We start from the raw sequence: 13,955 nt of genomic DNA on the forward strand, positions 1-13,955 counted from the left end.
ACTGTGAGTCTCGATTCAACGCTTAAAGCGCAAAATCAAGCAGGTCTTTTAGATTCTGTATTTAAAATTACTGAACGCAAAACAACCCTAGGTACCGAGCTATATGCAGGCTTTATTACCTTTTTAGCGATGAGCTATATTCTAGCGGTTAATCCAGCAATCTTGGGGGGCATCCCTGGAATGGATAAAGGCGCGGTGTTTACTGCTACGGCTCTCGCGGCTGCGATTGCGACCTTTATTATGGGAGTATGGGGTAACTACCCAGTCATGCTTGCACCAGGGATGAGTATGAACGGCTTCTTTAAAGGGATGCTTCTAAGCGGTTCGGTGGCTTTGCTGTGGAATGAGGCGCTATTTGGTATCTTCTTATCTGGTGTGGTTTATCTACTGCTTTCACTCACTAATATTCGCAAATCGTTGATTGAGTCGATTCCAGAAGATTTAAAAAATGCTATTACCGTTTCGCTTGGTCTTTTTATTGCCTTCTTGGGTCTTAAAAATGCTGGCATTATCGTTGATAACAAGTTTGTTTTGGTTGGTATGGGTAACATTGCTGACCCACAAGTGATCATCGCTTATGTCAGTATCTTTATCGCTTTGGGCTGTATGGTGCGTGACATCAAACTCGCGACGTTTATCTCGTTTGTAAGCGCTATTGTTCTAACGATTGTTGCTGACATAGTGATGGGGACATCCAATGCGCCAATCCCAGAAGAGATTGTGACGGCGCCGCCAAGTATGTCTGGCACGTTTGGTGCGGTATTTGATTTTTCAGCACTGACCGCAGACAAAATGTTCGATCTACTGTTTGTTGTGGTTATCTTCCTGATTGTCGATTTCTTTGATGGCATGAGCACCATTGTGGGTGTTGGCCGTGACGCAGGGATTATCGATAAAGATGGCAAAGTGCCGAATGCACGCTCTGCACTAGTGGCGGATGCTGGCGGTACGGTGATTGGTTCTGTGCTGGGAACTACATCAATTACTGCATTCTCTGAATCAGGCATCGCTTCTTCACAAGGTGCGAAAACTGGTCTTGCTGCGGTTGTGGTATCAGGCCTGTTCCTCGTTTCTCTGTTCCTATACCCGTTATTTTCTATCTTCTCTGCTGCTATGGTGGCACCGGCGATGGTTGTAGTTGGTATCTACATGATTGGTCGCTTAGGCCAAATCAATTGGGATAAGAAAGAGTCTCGTATTGCCGCTTTCTTTACCATTATGTTCACCGTTCTGAGTTTCTCACCGGCTAATGGTATGGCTATGGGCTTTATCAGCTATGCATTTACTATGGTGGTTGCAGGTAAAGGCAAACAAGTTCATCCAATTATCTATGCACTGTCTGCAGTATTCCTAGCTTACCTACTTCTGCTATAGACAATTACACGACCAAGGGCGGTTATCGACTAAAGAATGATGACCGCTCGCTTCTTTGTCATACTTCTCGTGGTAAACTGCATGCTTATTAATATTTATCACGGATAGGGGTTATGCCTTCCAATCTTCCTAAATCTTTCAGTAAGCCGTTTCTTAAAATCTTCCACGCATTAGAGGCTGTGCTGCTGGTTGCGATAACTCTTGCGACGCTGTTTGCGATGGTCGAAGAGTTTGTCCATGTCTTTACTGAAAAGCGTGTCCTTCTGACTGATATCCTGTTGATGTTTATCTATCTCGAAGTGCTGGCGATGGTTAAGCAGTTCGTGATGAATGGTAAAATTCCTGTACGCTACCCAATCTATATTGCGATGATGGCGATTGCTCGTTATATCACTTTAGGTATGAAAGAGTTGGATGCAGTTTTGGTGGTTTGGCTATCAGTAGCAGCATTAATTTTGGCGATAGCGACCATGGTGATTCGAGTAGGCCACCACTATTGGCCATACATTGATAACAATACTGCCGAGAAAGATGAGTAGGGTTATCTGTGAGGCAATATGAGGTAAAGAAGTGTAAAGTCTTCTCAAATCATATTGTTATTTTCTGTTTAGCCGATTATCTTTTCAGCAACCCTTTTTGTGATGAGAGTGTGTGATGCAGCTTCGCTATACATCCACAATTTGTTTTTTTCTAAGCGCATTGCTATCCGTTGTGCTGTTCAGTAGTGCAGCTCAGGCGGACGTCTCTTCTTATCATGTTTCTCCTCATCACACTTCTAACTCTGTCGTGCAGAAGATAGAGTTTGGCGTATGTGGTTTAGAATCAGCAATGCCAGAGGCTGAGGTTGGTTGTTGCGATCCCGGCGGTACCTGTTTCGAGAAACAGTGCTGTTCTCATATAAACGTCTCAAACATTGCACTCGTCGAGACGAATGTTCGTTCCTATAGTTCCCCTTTCCGCTATGCGCTTTCAGTAAGTGCACCTATTAGTTACACCAGTGTAGAGATCCCATCTCTATACCGACCTCCAATAGCCTAATTCTTATTTCACTGCGATTTATCGTACCAATATTCACACAACTTGCTTGTGTGCCTTTGATATCGGTGTAAGTAGCTTGGCTATTTATGCCATCCTGTGATGGGAATAAGAATATGAAATTTGAAATGACTTATGGCACTAGTGTCCGTGCTGCTTCTGCTGTTTGCTTGACGACGTTGACTTCGCTTTCTTTGATGCAAGGAGGTCGTTATGCCGCATAAATATCTAACGACGTTTTTGTTTTGTTCAGTATGCCTTATTTGGGGTACGACTTGGTTAGCCATGGAGGTTGCGGTAGCGACTGTTCCGCCAATTTTTGCTACGGGTTTGAGGTTCTTGATTGCTTCGCCGCTGTTAGTTTTTCTGGCGATAAAGTTGAAACAACCGTTGTTGTTCCCGAAAGGAAAGCAATTTTGGATGTTTGTCGTCGCTATCTTCTATTTTGCGACTCCATTTACCTTGATGATTTTTGGTGAGCAGTATATCTCATCAGGTTTGGCTTCAATTATTTTTGCCAATATGCCGATTGCTGTGATGGTGACATCAAGTCTGTTTTTGGGCTTACGTCTGAGTATGTTGCAAATAGCTGGCCTGTTGGTTGCGGTATTAAGTTTGGCATTGATATTAGCGACGGAAATGACATTAGGTGGCGAAGACTATTTGCTTGGTTCACTGGCTCTTGGTGGCGCCGTTGCTATTCATTCTGTGATGTATGTGTTTGTGGAAAAGTACTGCCGTAGTACGCCAGTTTTGACCTATAATGCTATTCCAAGTTTGATTGCCTCAGTGTGCTTGTTGTTGGTTTCATTCTGGTTAGAGCAACCACAGATTGGTTCATTTTCAGTAGACTCAATGGCGGCAGTGGTCTATTTGGGTGTTTTTGCAAGTGTCGGCGGTATTGTGGCGTACTTTAAGCTTGGTCAGGTGTCGACGCCGTTTACTGCCTCTATCTGTTTTCTCTTTTTCCCACTGATTGCTTTAAGTCTGTCGAGTTGGGTGGCGGGAAACAGCTTTTCGATGACGTCTCTGTTGTTGATGGTGCCACTACTGCTGGGTATTTTGGTGACCAAAGCGGAGCCGTCTTTCTGGCGCAAACTTTGTTTTTGGCGCGCAAAACCACAACCAGTGCTTTGTGCTCAATGTGCGAAACGACTTAGCGTCTAGTTAGGCTGTAGATATAAAAAAGCCCCACCTTTTATGGCGGGGCTTTTAATTCAATTGAACTGATTATTCAATGTTCTGGATCTGCTCACGCATCTGTTCAATCAGAACTTTAAGCTCAACACCAGATGCTGTGATGTCTGTGCTGATTGACTTAGAGGCTAGCGTGTTCGACTCACGGTTGAACTCTTGCATCATAAAGTCTAGACGGCGGCCACAAGCACCACCTTTTTTCAGGATGTTGGTAGCTTCTTTTACGTGAGAGTCTAGGCGGTCTAGTTCTTCTGCCACGTCAGATTTTTGCGCGAGAAGGATCAACTCTTGCTCCACGCGAGATGAATCTAGCTCAACTTTGGCATCTTCAAACTTCGAAAACAGACGCTCACGTTGCCACTCTAGAATTTCTGGCATGCGAGCACGTACCTTGACGACTTCGTCAGTGATCGCATCTAAACGCTGAACGATCAGCGCTTTCATGTTTTCACCTTCACGACCACGAGCTTCAATAAACTCACTCACGGCTTCATCAAATGCGCCAAGCAGGTCTTTGTTAACCGCATCCATGTCTTGCTCAGACGTTTCCATCACGCCTGGCCAGTTCATTACTTGGAATGGGTTTAAGCGGCTTTCATCGCCTGTCATTTGCATTACTTGGTTAGCTGCATTGATCACTTGCTGTGCTAGGTTTTCGTTGATGCTTAACTCGCCTTTTGCCGCTGGGTTAGCTTCAAATCGCAATGCACATTCAACTTTACCGCGCGCAAGACGTTTACGAAAACGCTCACGCAATACTGGCTCTAGGCCACGGAACTGTTCTGGCAAGCGGAAGTAGGTTTCAAGGTAGCGTTGGTTAACACTACGAATTTCCCATACGGCGCTGCCCCAATCGCCTTTCACTTCTTTACGAGCGTAGGCTGTCATACTGTAGATCATCGAATTTTCCTGTTTAATCATCTTTGAAAATAACGCGAGGCAATAGTAGCACAAATCTCGGATGGATAGCTTTGTAGAGCAAACTTCGCTATAATCCTGCTCCAACCAAAAACGTCTCCCCCTTCATATAAGGTAGATGCCCATGCGTCCAAACGATCGCAAGGCGGATCAAGTTCGCCCAATCAAAATTACTCGTAACTACACAGCTTATGCAGAAGGTTCTGTATTGGTTGAATTCGGCAATACAAAAGTACTTTGTAATGCGACCGTTGAAGAGAACGTTCCACGTTGGCTAAAAGGTCAAGGTAAGGGCTGGGTAACGGCTGAATACGGCATGCTGCCACGCTCTACCCATTCACGTATGCGTCGTGAAGCGGCAAGTGGCAAGCAAGGTGGCCGTACGATGGAAATCCAACGCCTGATTGCTCGTAGCTTACGCGCAGTGGTTGACCTAGAAGCAATGGGCGAAATCATGGTGACAGTAGACTGTGATGTAATCCAAGCGGATGGTGGTACGCGTACTGCGTCTATCTCTGGTGCGAGCGTTGCGATGGCAGATGCATTCCAACACCTAGTTGAAAAGGGCAAGCTAAAAGCGAACCCAATGAAGGGTCATGTTGCCGCTGTATCTGTAGGCATTTTAGGTGAAGATATCCTTTGTGACCTTGAATACACAGAAGACTCAGCAGCAGATACCGATATGAACGTAGTGATGACCGAAGACGGTCGCATGATCGAAGTTCAAGGCACGGCAGAGGGCGAACCGTTCACCCACGCTGAGTTGATGAAGTTGTTGGAGTCGGCGACCAAAGGTATCACCGAGATCGTAGCGGCGCAGAAGGTGGCGTTAGAAAATTAATTTTTAGATAGCTCCCAATTGGGGGCTATTTTTTTATTTTCGTCATAGATAGCATTGCAGCGTTGTTAACTGCACTCTTTCCCCCTAATCACATAGGTTCCCTATGCTCATAGGGTTGAAAGCGCTTGTTGCCTAGCTGCTAAGCCATCTATTTAGAAAATGTTTCTTTATGTTATGAACCGTCTAGAAAACTAGACCTTTTATTTAGAGAGAAAGTAATGAAAGCATACCAGCGTGAATTTATTGAGTTTGCACTAGAGAAAGAAGTCCTAAAATTTGGCGAGTTTACTTTAAAGTCTGGCCGTAAGAGCCCGTACTTCTTTAACGCTGGTCTTTTCAATACTGGTCGTGACTTAGCGCGTCTAGGTCGCTTCTACGCAGCTGCGCTAGCGGATTCTGGCATTGAGTTTGATGTTCTGTTTGGCCCTGCATACAAAGGTATTCCAATTGCGACGACGACAGCGGTTGCACTAGCGGATCACCACGATGTTGATACGCCTTACTGTTTCAACCGTAAAGAAGCAAAAGATCACGGTGAAGGCGGCAACCTAGTAGGTAGTGCGCTTGAAGGGCGTATCATGCTTGTTGATGACGTGATCACAGCAGGCACGGCAATCCGTGAGTCAATGGAAATCATCCAAGCCAACGGAGCAGACCTAGCCGGTGTGTTAGTAGCTATTGATCGTCAAGAGAAAGGCAAAGGTGAGCTATCTGCTATTCAAGAAGTTGAGCGTGACTTTGGTTGTGCAATCATCTCAATTGTAAGCCTGACTGACCTAGTAACTTTCCTAGAAGAGAAAGGGACTGACGCAGAACACCTAGAAGCAGTAAAAGCTTACCGAACTGAGTATGGCATCTAATAGAACCGTCATTCCATTGAGTGACGTAGGAGTGAGTAGGGAATCCCTCGAGGTTTGCTACTCGCTTGAAAAGATTCCCAACTCCTCTAGGGAATGATGCTCTAAACTAATAAAACCAAAAGGGGCTGATGTGTAAACATCAGCCCCTTTTTACTTACACTTAATCTATAGATGAGGAAGACCGCTATGCTTAGGCGCCTTTATGTGAGTTGTCATATATCTCTCGCCCATCACGTTGAGTTTTAAGAAGAGACAAGTTCCACATATATTGCTCAGGGCGAGGGCGAACTAAATCTTCAATCGCTTGGTTCATGGCACGAGCGTCGGTCTCTTCATCGCCAGTAGGAAAGTTCTCTAGTGCTGGTAAAATATGAACTTCGTATTTACCCGTCTTATCATTGTAGGCTGGTAGTACAGGCACTACTTTAGCTTTTGATAAACGCGCCATTTTACCAAACCCTTTTAAAGTCGCTTTTTCGGTAGCGAAAAACGGTACAAAAACAGAATTAGCAGCACCGAAATCTTCATCTGGTAGCCAATACCCTAAATACCCGTCTTTGATGGAACGAACAAAGGGTTTTACTCCTGCATCACGAGCAAAGATACGACCGCCATACTGCATGCGCTGCACTTGCATTAACCAATCACCAATTGGGTTTCGTTGCGGCTTCATAATGGTCGTGACTTTATAGCCTTTCGCTGCCAGCATCACTGCTGGGTAGTCGACTGCCCACGCATGAGGGGCAAGGATAATGACATTTTCACCTGCATTTAACAGAGGAAGAATATTCTCTTCGCCAATCATTACACCACGATTTTGGTTGTGTTTGGTTGAACGAACCAGAAACTCAGAATAGCCAAGCAGGTATTGAGAAGCCTTGACGAAGGTTTCTTCTAGAATCTCTTGGCGTTCTTGTTCTGATTTCTCTGGGAAACAATACGCAAGGTTAACTCGAGCTCTGCGAACCACACGACCATTTTTACGCACAGCGAATACCGATAACTTTCGCGCTAGGTTATCACGCCATCTAAAAGGGATGAATGCGAATATCGCAGCAAGGAAAATACCAATCCATGTCCCCCAGTGTTTTGGGTGAAGAAGTGACCACTCAAAAGTAGGATTATGTATGTGTTTATCAATGCTGTTTTTGTCGTTGTTGATCATCAAGCAGTGCCTATATTATTGATAACGAGAGTTGGTTAGGTTGTGGTCTGGAAGTGACTTAAAGCGTTTGTGTAACCACATCCATTGTTCAGGAGCACGCATAATAATCTCTTCGACAAAGGTATTCATGTAAGCGGCAGCCGCTAGCTCATCTTTCTTAGGATAGTCTGCATCAATAGACTTATCGGCTATGATTTCATATTTGCCATCTTGGTTTCTAAACCCTGAACCAGGAACAATGGCGCATTTACTTGTGTAAGAAAGAATACTGGTACCTGTTGTGGTACATGCTTCCTCTACAGCAAAAAATGGAACAAATACAGATTTGTTGTGACCATAATCTTGGTCGGGTAAATAGAATAATCGCTCACCATCACGTAGCACTCTGATCATTTGCTTTAAGTCTCGACGATAAATCAGTTGGTTACCATCACGAGTACGTCCACGGTATTGAATGAACTCATAAGCTGGGTTGCTGTGCGGACGATAGGCACCATAACCCTGCAGGCCCAAAGCACCAAAAGCACGAGCTGTAATCTCAAGGTTTAATGCGTGTACACAACAAAGCAAGACACCTTTGCCTTCTTGGTCGAGACGTTTGAGCTCTTCAACATCTTTAGCCACTATAACGCGTTTAAAACGCCATGTTGGCCAAAACCATGTTATACCTGTCTCGATCAGCGCCATACCGGTATTCTTGAAATTTTCTTCGACCATTCTTTCGCGTTCTACCTCTCCCATCTCTGGGAAGGCTAGCTCTAAGTTTCGTCGAGCGATTTTTACGCGGGATTTTCCCGCTTTCATCCCCAGTTTTCCAATGCCACGCCCGATACGATAAAGCACCGCATAAGGAAGGAGGTTTACGATAAGAGCAAGCAAGCCGAAACCAAGCCATACCCCCCAATACTTAGGATGAAGGAGAGCGAGTGTGAATTTAGGTTTCTCAACGGTCGATCTTTTTGTCATAGCGATTACTTAATTTGTGCGCTTAGTAGAGCCCAGTACTCTTCGAAATTAGCAGTAGGTTGATATTTAAAGTCAGAACGAACAAATCGGTTAAGGCTGCCTTCAACTTGCCCTAGTAGCTGTGCCGCTAAGATTTTTTCATCAACAGGGAATGACTTGCCTTCACGCAGTTTGCGTTCACGCAGTATTTGACGGATAGAGGTTTCGATACGCTCAAATAGCTGGTTGATTCGCTCACGTAGACGCTCGTTCTCAAACATCAAAGCATGCCCAGATAGAATGCGACTCAGGCCCGGGTTTCGCTCTGCAAAAGCAAGGATAAGTTGTAAAACAAGACGAATGCGAGTCAGGGTATCTTTTTCTTCATCTAAGATTCGGTTAATGCGTGACATTAATGACTCTTCGATGAACTCAATTAATCCTTCAAACATGCGAGCCTTGCTTGGAAAATGGCGATACAGAGCGGCTTCAGAAACACCAACTTGTTTTGCCAGTTTTGCAGTAGTGATGCGAGAGGCGCCTTCATTGGACTCCAGCATTTCCGCTAGTGCTTGCAAAATTTCTTCTCGGCGGTTGGACTTTCTTGTTCCGGCCATGAACTGTTTTCCTTCTGTTACCATTCTGAATCAAAAGGCTCCGTTAGTCTCGGAGCCGAATATTATAAGTTCTATTACTTTTCGCTGAGGATAACTCAATGAGAGCAATGGCCGTTTAGGCTTCTAGTCGCTCTGCGATAGTAAGGATGATCTGAGATGCAATCTGTTGCTTGGAGGCTAGAGTAAGTGATTGCTTACCATCTTTCCAGTACATGGTGATAGCATTGTCGTTACTGTTGAATCCTTGTCCTTCTACTGAGACATCGTTAGCACAAATCATGTCGAGCTTTTTCTTTGCAAGTTTAGTACGAGCGTAGTGTTCGACGTCTTGAGTTTCAGCTGCAAAGCCAACAGTAAAGGGTCTTGATTCGTTGAGTTTGGCAACAGAAGCAACAATGTCTGGATTCTTAACCATAGTAATGGTCATTTGGTCACTGTCGTCAGTCTTCTTAATCTTTTGTTCGGAAATGTTTTCAGGTCGGTAATCCGCTACTGCAGCACAAGCAATAAAGATATCGTGCTGAGCCGCGTTCCCCATCACACTATCAAACATGCTTTGAGCACTATCGACATTTATACGCTTAACGTTAGCTGGGGTTGTTAGTGAAACAGGGCCTGAGACTAACGTAACACTTGCACCCAGCTGGGTTGCCGCCTGAGCTAATGAGAAGCCCATCTTGCCTGAACTGTGGTTAGAGATGTAACGCACAGGATCAATCGCTTCACGTGTTGGGCCTGCGGTAATGAGTACTGACTTACCTTGTAGAGGTTTATCACCAAAGAATTGCTCACAGCGTTCGACGAGTTGCATTGGTTCAAGCATTCGACCTGGGCCGACATCACCACACGCTTGTTCACCAGCGGCAGGCCCCCAAATGTGCATCCCACGGCGTTCTAGAGTAGCGATGTTCTCTTGCGTAGCAATGTTGCGATACATTTGTTGATTCATCGCGGGAGAGACGGCGATAGGGGAATCGGTCGCCAGAACTAAAGTTGTCAGCAAGTCGTTACCCATACCAGCGCTCATACGAGCAATTAGGTCCGCGGTTGCAGGCGCAAGTAACACTAGGTCTGCCCACTTTGCCAGTTCAATATGGCCCATAGACGCTTCCGCCGCTGGGTCTAACAAACTGTCTGATACGGGTCTACCCGATACTGCTTGCATGGTCAGTGGAGTAATAAATTCTTTGGCCGCTTTGGTCATAACCACTTGAACCTGCGCGCCGCGTTCAATAAGGCGACGAGTCAGCTCGGCACATTTGTATGCAGCGATGCCGCCACTGATACCCAAAAGGATCTTTTTGCCTGCGAGTGTTTGCATGATGATCTTCCTTAAATTTTCTGCCTGTAAGATACCACGGCTAATGAAAAAGTTTCTAGCGCCAGCGCTAAGTGATAGATAGAGCGTTTGGTAATCTTATTTCTACATAGGTTTTCATTCGTTGTTCTTGTCCGCTCTCAGGTTTGTTTAGCTTGTCTATTCTCAAACGTAAATTTCTCTATTCTTCCTAAACGATCAAAGGAGGAAGGGATGAATGCGCTACCTAAAGAGTCAATGCCGAGAGAAAAACTGCTTTCTCATGGGCCCCAATCATTAACCGATGCTGAGTTGCTGGCGATATTTCTTCGCACAGGTACTCAGGGAATGAATGTACTGGCACTATCAGACCATTTGATTAAGGAATTTGGCTCACTAAGGTCGCTTTTCTCTGCCGATATAGAGAATTTTTGTCAGCACAAGGGGCTAGGAGTCGCAAAATATGTTCAGTTACAAGCCTCCCTTGAGATGACTCAGCGCTATTTGGTTGAGACGTTAAAAAGAGGTGATGCACTAACGAGCCCTGAACAAACCAAGCTTTACCTTTCGGGGATCTTGCGAGATAAACAACGAGAAGAGTTTCATGTGCTGTTTTTAGATAATCAACATCGAGTGATCTGCACCGAGCCCTTATTCCAAGGCACGATTGATTCGGCTTCTGTTTACCCTAGAGAGGTGGTAAAGCGTTCGCTAGAGCATAATGCCGCGGCATTAATATTGGCGCATAATCACCCTTCAGGGGTCGCAGAACCCAGTCAATCTGACCGCCGAATCACCCGCCGTATAAGCGATGCGCTTGCTTTGGTCGACATCCGAGTGCTTGACCATTTTGTTGTCGGAGATGGCGAAGTGGTTTCCTTTGCAGAACGTGGTTGGATTTAAGTCACATTTTGGGTTGTGAGTTCGCTGAATTCTGCTACAATCCCCCGACATTTTTTAGTACTTACATCAGCTCTGCCTAAAAAAGATCACGAAAACCTGTAAAAAGGATCTGTTCGGGTCTTGAGCAATGCTAATCAAGTTAGTATAATGCGCGACCTTTGATAGCCTTGTATGGGTTTCCATAGCGGTATAAGACCTCAAGCTTCTAATTTAGAAACTGAGAGGTTCGGCCACCAAGGTTGATATCGAGCTGAAACGATTTTGGAGAAGACATTCATGTCACGAGTATGCCAAGTAACTGGTAAGCGTCCAGTAACGGGTAACAACCGTTCACACGCACGCAATGCTACTAAGCGTCGTTTTCTGCCGAACCTACAAACTCATCGTTTCTGGGTAGAGAGCGAAAAACGTTTTGTTAAACTACGTCTATCTGCTAAAGGTATGCGTATCATCGACAAGAAAGGCATCGATGCTGTTCTTGTTGATATCCGTGCAAACGGCGTAAACGTTTAAGAGGAAATAGACAATGGCAAAGAAAGGCGTACGTGAGAAAATTCGTCTAGTATCTTCTGCAGGTACTGGTCACTTCTACACGACTGATAAGAACAAGCGTAACATGCCAGGCAAATTTGAGATCAAGAAATTTGATCCAGTAGTTCGCCAGCACGTTATGTACAAAGAAGCTAAAATCAAGTAATTGATTCTTCTTTGAACTTCCTTTGGGAAGCGTGAATTGAAACCCAATCATAGCAATATGGTTGGGTTTTTTATTACCTGCAATTTATACTCAGCGTATTAAATACTTAAGCGGCGCTAGTGCCTGCCAAGGAAATGATATGCGTGTGTCTCCTACCCGTCGCCGACGTTGGAATAATATCCTTATTCTAGGCATTATCGCCTTTATTGGTCTGTTGAATTTACCAACATTAATTAAAACCTACCTAATTGATGAGCCAGTGGTTATTAGTCAACACCCTTACCTCCTCAATCCAAGTGAAGATCTTCAAGCGCTGCATTTTGCTAATTGGTCACTTGAAAACAATCAAGGTCGTTGGAGAAGCTCTGTTCCGAGTAGTGTTCCTGAGTCTGAGCTAGTACAACGTTGGCAACAGCTGGTGGGTACAGAGGTGAGCCAAGAGAGTTTTGATAGCCTGAGGCCTCAACTCGGTTCTCCTGAAACGATTGAAGTGTGGTATATCGATCAAGAAGAGCCGCAAAGGATCACTTTTTATCAGACACCTCAGTTTTGGCTATTGAATAACTGGCAAGATAAGTGGATAGCAATCTCAGTCGAACCTCGTTATCTTATGCCCGAGTAGTCACATCATAGGATCTTGTCATGCCTGAATTACCAGAAGTCGAAGTCAGCCGTATGGGTATTTCTCCACATTTGATTGGAGAAACTGTCGCCAAAATGACTTTTCGTACACCTAAACTGCGTTGGGATATTCCCCAAGAATTGAAGCAGATGGAAGGGCAGGTGATTCGCAATATTTCCCGCCGAGCTAAGTACTTGCTGATAGAAACTGATGTCGGCAGTGCAATCGTCCATTTAGGGATGTCAGGTTCATTGAGAGTGCTAGATGCAGAGATCGCTCCAGCCAAACATGATCATGTTGATCTCAAGCTAACTAACGGCAAAGTCTTGCGTTACAACGACCCTAGGCGCTTTGGTGCATGGCTGTGGACGGAAGATGGTAACCACACCGCGCTTGGCACAATGGGCCCCGAACCACTCACTGATGACTTTAATGCAGACTATATTGCTGAAAAAGCGAAGGGCAAGCGCGTGGCAGTGAAGCAGTTCATTATGGATAACAAAGTGGTTGTTGGCGTTGGGAACATCTACGCCAATGAGTCTTTATTCAGCGCCAAAATTCATCCAACTCGGCCAGCGGGCAAGGTAACCAGTAAAGAGTGGATGCTACTTGTCAGTGAGATTAAGCAAGTACTCGATACCGCCATCAAACAAGGGGGAACAACCCTCAAAGATTTTGCTCAAGCTGATGGCAAACCTGGTTATTTTGCACAAGAACTACAGGTGTATGGCAAGGCAGGAGAGCCCTGCCCAAATTGTGAAGAGCCCATTTCAGAGCAGAAAATAGGGCAAAGAAATACGTTTTTTTGTAATAGTTGCCAGAAATAGAACTGAAGTTTTCTTGTCACTCCTTGGAGCGAAGAATGAGAGAGCAAGGAATCTCTTTAGTGAACGGCGAGATCTTCAACTCGCTCGTTCCTTACTCTCGAAGATGACAAATTACAGGTCGAAATTAGACTTTTGCTTTTCCTTTCAATGCGTCGGCCACAATGTCTGGAACAAATTCAGTCACATCACCACCATGGATCGCAACTTCTCGCACAATCGTCGATGAGATAAAAGCGTGCTCTTCTGCGGGGGTTAGGAAAACGCTTTCTAAGCCTGGCATTAAACGACGATACATATTGGTTAAGCCAAATTCATACTCAAAGTCGACTGTGGTGCGTAAGCCACGAATTAGTACATTCGCTTGCTCTTGCTTAGCAAAATCAACCATCAGACCAGAGAAGCCTTTTGAAGTGACATTATCTAAATGGCTGGTCACTTGCTGGGCAAACTCGACACGCTCATCAAGGGTAAACATGGTGTTTTTGCTTGGACTGGCAGCAACTGCGATGATCACTTCATCAAACATGTCAGATGCACGCTCGATAAGGTCTAAATGTCCGTTGGTAATGGGATCAAAAGTGCCTGGGTAAATGACACGGGAGAGGCGTTTTTGGCTCACGATTTTATACTCAAAGTCTTCTATCTCTTTCAATGGTA

General features: G+C 45.0%; 17 protein-coding genes. 11 read left to right on the forward strand and 6 right to left on the reverse strand.

All coding sequences use genetic code 11. The features are described 5' to 3' along the window. Window positions 1–3 precede the first annotated feature (3 nt). From AAFX28_RS09345 to AAFX28_RS09360, 4 genes are all read left to right on the forward strand, one after another. Complete coding sequence (locus AAFX28_RS09345; RefSeq protein ID WP_408687204.1) at window positions 4–1,374, forward strand: NCS2 family permease; 1,371 nt, start codon at window positions 4–6, stop codon at window positions 1,372–1,374. Between the two features lie 113 nt (window positions 1,375–1,487). Next, the gene (locus tag AAFX28_RS09350) at window positions 1,488–1,913 is read left to right on the forward strand and encodes a phosphate-starvation-inducible protein PsiE (protein WP_408687206.1); all 426 of its coding nucleotides are present in this window, start codon (window positions 1,488–1,490) and stop codon (window positions 1,911–1,913) included. Between the two features lie 115 nt (window positions 1,914–2,028). Further along, window positions 2,029–2,412: a hypothetical protein gene (locus AAFX28_RS09355; RefSeq protein ID WP_408687208.1), complete on the forward strand. Its 384-nt coding sequence runs from the start codon at window positions 2,029–2,031 to the stop codon at window positions 2,410–2,412. 210 nt (window positions 2,413–2,622) lie between these two features. Then, a complete protein-coding gene (locus tag AAFX28_RS09360; RefSeq protein WP_408687209.1) occupies window positions 2,623–3,576 on the forward strand; it encodes a DMT family transporter in 954 nt (317 codons plus the stop codon). A gap of 63 nt (window positions 3,577–3,639) precedes the next feature. On the opposite strand, the gene AAFX28_RS09365 is transcribed toward AAFX28_RS09360, so the two are convergent. Then, complete coding sequence (locus tag AAFX28_RS09365) at window positions 3,640–4,506, reverse strand: YicC/YloC family endoribonuclease (RefSeq protein ID WP_408687211.1); 867 nt, start codon at window positions 4,504–4,506, stop codon at window positions 3,640–3,642. Between the two features lie 142 nt (window positions 4,507–4,648). Between AAFX28_RS09365 and rph the strand changes: the two genes are divergently transcribed. After that, the gene (gene rph, locus AAFX28_RS09370; RefSeq protein WP_408687213.1) at window positions 4,649–5,365 is read left to right on the forward strand and encodes a ribonuclease PH; all 717 of its coding nucleotides are present in this window, start codon (window positions 4,649–4,651) and stop codon (window positions 5,363–5,365) included. Between the two features lie 218 nt (window positions 5,366–5,583). Continuing rightward, the gene (gene pyrE, locus AAFX28_RS09375) at window positions 5,584–6,225 is read left to right on the forward strand and encodes an orotate phosphoribosyltransferase (protein ID WP_408687215.1); all 642 of its coding nucleotides are present in this window, start codon (window positions 5,584–5,586) and stop codon (window positions 6,223–6,225) included. A gap of 190 nt (window positions 6,226–6,415) precedes the next feature. Here pyrE and lpxM read toward each other — a convergent pair whose 3' ends face one another. The 4 genes from lpxM to coaBC all read right to left on the reverse strand — a co-directional run bounded on the left by lpxM (window position 6,416) and on the right by coaBC (window position 10,273). Then, complete coding sequence (gene lpxM, locus AAFX28_RS09380) at window positions 6,416–7,390, reverse strand: lauroyl-Kdo(2)-lipid IV(A) myristoyltransferase (RefSeq protein WP_408687216.1); 975 nt, start codon at window positions 7,388–7,390, stop codon at window positions 6,416–6,418. 15 nt (window positions 7,391–7,405) lie between these two features. After that, on the reverse strand, window positions 7,406–8,356 hold the full coding sequence (lpxL, locus tag AAFX28_RS09385) for an LpxL/LpxP family Kdo(2)-lipid IV(A) lauroyl/palmitoleoyl acyltransferase (RefSeq protein WP_408687217.1): 951 nt from the start codon (window positions 8,354–8,356) through the stop codon (window positions 7,406–7,408). A 5-nt stretch (window positions 8,357–8,361) separates the two neighbouring features. Next, a complete protein-coding gene (gene slmA / locus AAFX28_RS09390; RefSeq protein ID WP_004410873.1) occupies window positions 8,362–8,952 on the reverse strand; it encodes a nucleoid occlusion factor SlmA in 591 nt (196 codons plus the stop codon). A gap of 115 nt (window positions 8,953–9,067) precedes the next feature. Beyond that, the gene (gene coaBC, locus AAFX28_RS09395) at window positions 9,068–10,273 is read right to left on the reverse strand and encodes a bifunctional phosphopantothenoylcysteine decarboxylase/phosphopantothenate--cysteine ligase CoaBC (RefSeq protein ID WP_408687219.1); all 1,206 of its coding nucleotides are present in this window, start codon (window positions 10,271–10,273) and stop codon (window positions 9,068–9,070) included. A 210-nt stretch (window positions 10,274–10,483) separates the two neighbouring features. Here coaBC and radC point away from each other — a divergent pair, with 210 nt between their 5' ends. The 5 genes from radC to mutM all read left to right on the forward strand — a co-directional run bounded on the left by radC (window position 10,484) and on the right by mutM (window position 13,298). After that, a complete protein-coding gene (gene radC, locus AAFX28_RS09400; protein ID WP_408687221.1) occupies window positions 10,484–11,152 on the forward strand; it encodes a DNA repair protein RadC in 669 nt (222 codons plus the stop codon). A 276-nt stretch (window positions 11,153–11,428) separates the two neighbouring features. Then, complete coding sequence (gene rpmB / locus AAFX28_RS09405) at window positions 11,429–11,665, forward strand: 50S ribosomal protein L28 (protein ID WP_004743834.1); 237 nt, start codon at window positions 11,429–11,431, stop codon at window positions 11,663–11,665. A gap of 13 nt (window positions 11,666–11,678) precedes the next feature. Beyond that, on the forward strand, window positions 11,679–11,849 hold the full coding sequence (gene rpmG, locus AAFX28_RS09410) for a 50S ribosomal protein L33 (protein WP_004410866.1): 171 nt from the start codon (window positions 11,679–11,681) through the stop codon (window positions 11,847–11,849). A gap of 139 nt (window positions 11,850–11,988) precedes the next feature. Then, window positions 11,989–12,471 carry a hypothetical protein gene (locus AAFX28_RS09415; RefSeq protein ID WP_408687223.1) on the forward strand — a complete coding sequence of 161 codons (483 nt, stop codon included), beginning with the start codon at window positions 11,989–11,991 and terminating at the stop codon, window positions 12,469–12,471. A 20-nt stretch (window positions 12,472–12,491) separates the two neighbouring features. Beyond that, the gene (mutM, locus tag AAFX28_RS09420; RefSeq protein ID WP_408687224.1) at window positions 12,492–13,298 is read left to right on the forward strand and encodes a bifunctional DNA-formamidopyrimidine glycosylase/DNA-(apurinic or apyrimidinic site) lyase; all 807 of its coding nucleotides are present in this window, start codon (window positions 12,492–12,494) and stop codon (window positions 13,296–13,298) included. A gap of 124 nt (window positions 13,299–13,422) precedes the next feature. Here mutM and coaD read toward each other — a convergent pair whose 3' ends face one another. Next, complete coding sequence (gene coaD, locus AAFX28_RS09425; protein WP_408687226.1) at window positions 13,423–13,917, reverse strand: pantetheine-phosphate adenylyltransferase; 495 nt, start codon at window positions 13,915–13,917, stop codon at window positions 13,423–13,425. Window positions 13,918–13,955 lie beyond the last annotated feature (38 nt).

The organism is Vibrio sp. TBV020, from assembly GCF_046056895.1.
Taxonomy (GTDB): Bacteria; Pseudomonadota; Gammaproteobacteria; order Enterobacterales; family Vibrionaceae; genus Vibrio.